General features: G+C 63.7%; 6 protein-coding genes. 4 read left to right on the top strand and 2 right to left on the bottom strand.

What is annotated here, in order from left to right:
* The 4 genes from QZ213_RS22800 to mdlC all read left to right on the top strand — a co-directional run.
* Positions 1 to 771, top strand: a 771-nt coding sequence (locus QZ213_RS22800; protein ID WP_291688346.1) for an acyl-CoA dehydrogenase family protein, incomplete at its 5' end; no start/stop codon positions are given.
* Positions 772 to 780: 9 nt separating this feature from the next.
* Entirely contained in the window at positions 781 to 1,911 is a 1,131-nt protein-coding gene (locus tag QZ213_RS22795) for a CaiB/BaiF CoA-transferase family protein (RefSeq protein WP_291688345.1), read from the top strand.
* The gene (locus QZ213_RS22790; protein ID WP_291688344.1) at positions 1,908 to 2,759 is read left to right on the top strand and encodes a MaoC family dehydratase N-terminal domain-containing protein; all 852 of its coding nucleotides are present in this window, start codon (positions 1,908 to 1,910) and stop codon (positions 2,757 to 2,759) included. Before QZ213_RS22795 ends, QZ213_RS22790 begins: the two co-directional genes overlap by 4 nt.
* Before the next feature lie 123 nt (positions 2,760 to 2,882).
* On the top strand, positions 2,883 to 4,508 hold the full coding sequence (gene mdlC, locus QZ213_RS22785) for a benzoylformate decarboxylase (RefSeq protein ID WP_291688343.1): 1,626 nt from the start codon (positions 2,883 to 2,885) through the stop codon (positions 4,506 to 4,508).
* 135 nt (positions 4,509 to 4,643) lie between these two features.
* Here the strand turns inward: mdlC and QZ213_RS22780 are convergent, their stop codons facing one another.
* Together QZ213_RS22780 and QZ213_RS22775 are read right to left on the bottom strand one after the other, a co-directional pair.
* Positions 4,644 to 5,438 (bottom strand): SDR family oxidoreductase, encoded by a 795-nt coding sequence (locus QZ213_RS22780; protein ID WP_291688342.1) that lies wholly within the window; start codon positions 5,436 to 5,438, stop codon positions 4,644 to 4,646.
* 15 nt (positions 5,439 to 5,453) lie between these two features.
* Complete coding sequence (locus tag QZ213_RS22775; RefSeq protein ID WP_291688341.1) at positions 5,454 to 6,149, bottom strand: hemolysin III family protein; 696 nt, start codon at positions 6,147 to 6,149, stop codon at positions 5,454 to 5,456.
* Positions 6,150 to 6,418: the final 269 nt, after the last annotated feature.

Raw genomic sequence — 6,418 nt, 5'->3', positions numbered from 1 at the left:
ACCTCCTCGCTGAAGACGTTCGCGAAGAAAGACGGCAATGGCGACTATATCGTCAACGGCCAGAAGATCTGGACCAGCCGCGCCGAATATTCCGACCTGATGATCCTGCTGGCGCGCACTACGCCGAAGGAGCAGTCCCAAAAGCGCACCGACGGCCTGTCGGTGTTCATCGTCGACATGAAGGCGGCGAAGGGCAACGGCCTCTCGATCAGCCCGATCCGCACCATGATGAATCACGCCACCACGGAAGTGTTCTTCACTGACATGAGGGTGCCGGCGGAGAACCTGATCGGCGAGGAGGGCAAGGGTTTTCGCTACATCCTCTCCGGCATGAACGCCGAGCGAATCCTGATCGCCTCGGAATGCGTCGGCGACGCCAAATGGTTCATCGCCAAGGCCTCCGCCTACGCCAAGGAACGCGTCGTGTTCGGCCGCCCGATCGGCCAGAACCAGGGCGTCCAGTTCCCGATTGCAAAATCCTATGCGGCGATGCGCGGCGCCGAGCTGATGGTGAAGGAAGCCACCCGCAAATACGAGGCGGGGCTCGATTGCGGCGCCGAGGCCAACATGGCAAAAATGCTGGCGGCCGATGCCTCCTGGGAAGCGGCGAATGCCTGCGTGCAGACCCATGGCGGTTTCGGCTTTGCCGAGGAATATGACGTCGAACGCAAATTCCGCGAGACCCGGCTCTATCAGGTGGCGCCGATCTCGACCAATCTGATTTTATCGTACCTCGCCGAGCACGTGCTGGGCATGCCCCGATCCTACTGAGAACAAGAAATGCTGCCGCTTGAAGGACTGACCGTCATTGCCGTCGAACAGGCGGTCGCCGCGCCGTTCTGCAGTTCGCGGCTGGCCGACGCCGGCGCGCATGTCATCAAGATCGAGCGCCCCGAGGGCGATTTCGCCCGCGGCTATGATGCGGCGGCGAAGGGACAGAGCAGCTATTTCGTCTGGCTCAACCGCGGCAAGGATTCCGTAGTGATCGATCTCGCCAGCAAAGAAGGGCGCGCCAGTCTCGAACAACTGATCGCCAGTGCCGACGTGCTGCTGCAAAACCTCAAGCCCGGTTCGATGGACAAGCTCGGCTTCGCGCTGGAGCGCCTGCGCAGGGATTACCCAAAACTGATCTGCTGCACCATCTCGGGCTATGGCGACGACGGCCCCTATGCGCATCGCAAGGCCTACGATCTCTTGATACAGGCCGAGAGCGGACTGGCGTCGATCACCGGCGGCCCGGAAGGCCCCTCCCGCGTCGGCGTGTCGATCGTCGACGTGGCCACCGGCGCCACCGCCCATGCCGCGATCCTCGAAGCCCTGATCGCACGCTCGCGCAGCGGCAAAGGCGCCGATATCCGGATTTCGATGTTCGACGTGATGGCCGACTGGCTCACGGTGCCGCTGCTCAATGCGGAAGCCGGCAATCCGCCGCAACGGCTGGGCCTCGCGCATCCCTCGATCGCGCCCTACGGCGTGTTCCGCTCCAAAGACGGCAAGGACATCCTGATTTCGATCCAGAGCGAGCGCGAATGGAAGAAATTGTGCGCCGACGTGCTGGGCCAGGTTGAGCTGCCGAACGATCCGAGATTTGCCAACATGGTCGAGCGCGTCCGCAACCGCGCCCTCACCGACAAGGCCGTCGGCGACGCCTTTGCGACCATGACGCGCGACGAGCTGCTGGAGCGGCTGTCCGACGCCGACATCGCCTTTGCCGAGGTCAATACCATGGCCGACCTCGCCCATCATCCGCATCTGCGGCGGATCGAGGTCGACACCCCGGCGGGACCCGTGAGCTATCCCGCGCCGGCCGCCATCGTCGTCGATCAGCCGCGTCATTACGGCGCCGTGCCTGCGATCGGCGAGCGCACCACTATTGCGAGCCCTCCTCCTATCCGGACCAGATCGTCATGACCGACAAACCCGACCTTGACCATTTGCGCCAGTGGATCGGCCGCAGCACCCAGGCCTCCGACATCGTCACCGCGCAACTGGTGAAGGGCCTGCGCGCCACTTTGTTCATGGAGATCGGCGATCCCAGGCCGGGCGATGCCGCGCCATGGACCGTTCATTGGTGCCTGGCGCAGCCGGTTTTTCCGATGTCGGAGCTTGGCCCCGACGGTCATCCCACCCGTGGCGGCTTTCTGCCGCCGGTGCCGCTGCCGCGCCGGATGTGGGCCGGCGGGGAACTGGAATTCTTCGACACCTTGCGCGTCGGCGACGAGACGATGCGGACGTCGCGCATCGCCGACGTGACGATGAAGACCGGCAGCTCCGGGGTGTTGTGCTTCGTTTCCGTCGACCATCTGGTGACGACGCCGCGCGGCACCGCGCTGCGCGAGCGGCAGGATATCGTCTATCGCGACATGTCGGCCGCGCAAGCCCCCGCCAGGCCGGCCGCGCCGCCGCCGCCGGCGGCAAAGCACCGCGAAACGCACATGGCCGATCCCGTTCTGCTGTTTCGTTACTCGGCGCTGACCTTCAACGGCCACCGCATTCACTACGATCGCGACTACGTTACCAAGGTCGAAGGCTATCCCGGCCTGATCTTCCATGGCCCGATGCAGGCGGCGTTCCTGGTGGAACTCGCAGCCAAATTGCATGACGGCGCGGCGCCGAAGAAATTCAGCTATCGCGGGCTGCAGCCGCTGTTCGAAGGAAGCGAGTTCAGCGTCAACGCCAACGACGCCGCCGCCGGCATGGAATTGTGGACAGCGAATTCGGAAGGTCAGCCGACCATGAAGGGCACCGCGACGTGGTAGCAACCGGCCCGTCATTCCGGGGCGATGCGAAGCATCGAACCACGATGTGCAACGGCACATCGGAGAATCTCGAGATTCCCGGTCTGGTGCTAACGCACCGTCCCGGAATGACGGAGTGGAACATTGTCCCGTAAGCCGACAAAGACCACCGGCGCATCGGTCAGCGTCAAACAGGCAACCCTCGACCTCTTGCGGTCGTTCGGTATCAAGAAAGTGTTCGGCAATCCCGGCTCGACGGAACTGCCGTTTCTCGCCGACTGGCCCGACGATATCGACTATGTTCTGGGCCTGCAGGAAGCCTCCGTGATCGGGATGGCCGACGGTTACGCCCAGGCCACGCGCAACGCCGGTTTCGTCAATCTGCATTCCGCAGCCGGCGTCGGCAACGCGCTCGGCAACATCTATACCGCACACCGCAACCAGACCCCGCTGGTGATATCGGCGGGCCAGCAGGCGCGCAGCATCCTGCCGCTGCAGGCGTTTCTCTATGCCGAGCGCGCCTCGGAATTCCCGCGGCCTTACGTCAAATTCTCGGTCGAGCCCGCGCGCGCCGAAGACGTGCCGGCGGCGATCGCGCGTGCTTATTACGTGGCGATGCAGCCGCCCTGCGGGCCGACGTTTGTTTCAGTGCCGATCGACGACTGGACGCATCAGACCCAACCGGTCGAGGCGCGCCAGGTCAGCCGCGAACTCGGCCCCGACGCGAGCGCGATGACAGCGCTTGCCGCAGCACTTTCGGCCAGCAAGCACCCTGCCCTCGTGGTCGGCCCCGGCGTCGATCGCGCCGGCGCGGTCGAGCTGATGGTCAAGGTCGCGGAAAAGACAAGAGCGTCGGTGTGGGTCAGCCCGTTTTCGGCGCGCTGCAGTTTCCCGGAGCGGCATCCGCAATTCTCAGGGTTCCTGCATGCCTCGCCGGCGCAGCTTTCGGATGCGCTTCGCGCGCACGATCTGGTGGTCGTGATCGGCGCGCCGGTCTTCACCTTCCACGTCGAAGGCCGTGCCGCGATCTTCGACGGTGCGACGACGATTTTCCAGATCACCGACGATCCGACCGCGGCGGCGGTCACGCCGCTCGGCAGCAGCATCGTCGCCACCATGAAGCCCGCGCTGACAATGCTGCTGGACCTCCTGCCCGAAACCAAACGCGCGATGCCGGCAGGACGTACTTTGCCGCCCGCTCCATCCGCGGGCGAACCGATTCCGGTCGAATACCTGCTGCACACGCTCTCATCCGCGATGCCTGATGACGCCGTGCTGGTCGAGGAAGCGCCGTCGCACCGCCCGGCGATGCAGAAATTCATGCCGATGCGCGGCCAGGACAGTTTTTACACCATGGCGAGCGGCGGCCTCGGCTACAGCCTCCCGGCCGCGGTCGGCATGGCGCTCGGCCGTCCCGGCATCCGCACCGTCTGCCTGATCGGCGACGGCTCGGCGATGTATTCGATCCAGGCGCTGTGGACGGCGGCGCAGCGCAAACTGCCGCTGACGGTGGTGGTGATCAACAATGTAGGCTACGGCGCGATGCGCTCGTTCAGCCAGGTGATGCAGGTGCGCAACGTACCCGGCCTCGAGCTGCCCGGCATCGACTTTGTGAAGATCGCGGAAGGCATGGGTTGCGACGCGGTGCGGGTGACAAGATCATCGGAACTCGCGCCGGCGCTGAAGCGCGGCCTGGCGCATAAGGGCGTCAGCCTGATCGAAGTGATGGTGGATTCCGCGGTGCCGCTGCTCTACGCGCGGAAGAGCTGAGGCTTGACCTCACACCGTCATTGCGAGGAGCGTTAGCGACGAAGCAATCCAGCTTTCCTTTTGCCGCTGCATGGATTGCTTCGCTTCGCTCGCAATGACGAGACAGCGTACTGCGCTCGTCGCCACGAGCATCTTTCACTTCCCGAAATCTTCCCGCATCTTGGCCTGGATCTTGGCCATGCCTGAGATCCAGCGATCGTAATTTTCGGTTTTCTTGCGCATGTAGTTCAGCACCTGCGGATGCGGCAGAATGACAAAGGTTTCCTGCTCGATGCCGGCGAGCGCGTCCCTGGCCACCTGCTCCGGCGTCAGATCGCCGTCGCCGGATTGCGGCCCCTTGGGGATCGAGCGCAGCATATTGGTGTCGACGCCCTGCGGGCACAGAATCGACACCTTGATGCCATCGGCCTTGTGCGAGATCGCGAGATTTTCGGCGAACCCGACCGCGGCATGCTTGGTCGTCGAATAAGCGGGGCTGCCGACCTGCGACAGCAGTCCGGCCGCTGATATTGTGTTGAGGAAATAGCCGCCGCCGCGCGCCTTCATCCGCGGAATGAGATGCCGCGCGGCATAGATATGGGCCATGACATGGATCGCCCAGCTTTTCATGAACGGCTCGTCGGAGGCTCCGCCGGCATTTTCCGACATCGGATCGAAGCCGCCGCCGATGCCGGCATTGGAGCAGAACAGCGCGATCGGGCCGAACTTCCGCTCGGTCTCCTCGATGACGTGGACGATGTCTTTCTCCTGCCCGACATCGCATTTGAACGCCGCCCCGTCGACCGAGGCCGCGACGGCTTGCGCACCGGCGATGTCGAGATCGGCGACGATCACCTTGGCCGCGCCGGCACGATGAAAGGCTTCGCACAGCGCCCGGCCGATGCCGTTGGCGCCCCCGGTGACAACCACGACCTTGCCCGCCACCTGCATTGCGCCCTCGAGAATCTAGTTCAGAACGAGATCGAGCACGGCGGTGTAATGGCAGGCCGCGCCCAGCAGCACGAAGGAATGCCAGATCGCGTTCTGAAAACGCAGCCGCTGCCAGGCGTGAAAGATCACGCCGAAACTGTAGAGCAGGCCGCCTGCGGCGATGAACCACAGGGTCAGCGTCGGCAGCGACAACATACCCGCGTCGTAGACCATGAAGCCGCTCCAGCCCATCGCCAGATAAAGGCCGACCGCCACCCGGTCGAAGCGGCCTGGAAACGCCAGCTTGATCACGATGCCGACAACCGCCACGCACCAGACGCCGATCAAAAGCGCGAGCGCGAAGATGCTGTCCTTCATCTGGGCGATGATCGGCGTATAGGTCGCCGCGATCAGCACATAGATCGCCGAATGATCGAAGCGGCGCAGCACCCATTTGGCGCGCGACACCGGCCACAGATTATAGGTTGCCGAGAGCACCAGCATGGTGAGCAGGCCGGCCACGTAAACCGAGACCACCGCCACCTCGAGCGGCGTCGCGTAGATCGCGGCGAGCACGATCAGCACCGTGGCCGCGACCACCCCGCCGAACACACCGATGCCATGCACGACGCCGTCGGCGATCAGTTCGGCCCGATCGTAGTTCCAGCGCATGGCGCCGGCCGCCGCATGGACGGACGTCGAGGCAAGCTGCTTCAGTTTGAAAATGGTCATGGCGATCCGGCAAGCTTCGCAGCGAGAGCGATAAATCATAGTTCTTTGGGGGTCAACGAACCCTTCAAACCCTTCGGCTCAAATAGCGTTCTAAGTATGAAACTTGATTTTGGACCGCCAATCGCCACCTTTCGGGTAGGTTTCCAGCCAATTGCCCGCAAATCGAGTTCTTCCCGCCCGCATGGCCCCCAATTTTTCCGAAATGATCGAGGAAGCGCGCCTGTCGGCGCGGGCGCTATTGGACTATGGCGATCACTTTTTCAATCCGA

The sequence above is a fragment of the Bradyrhizobium sp. genome (assembly GCF_017881085.1).
Classification (GTDB): Bacteria; Pseudomonadota; Alphaproteobacteria; order Rhizobiales; family Xanthobacteraceae; genus Bradyrhizobium.
The sequence above is the reverse complement of the archived record's forward strand: the minus strand, read 5'-3'. Positions and strand labels throughout refer to the sequence as shown.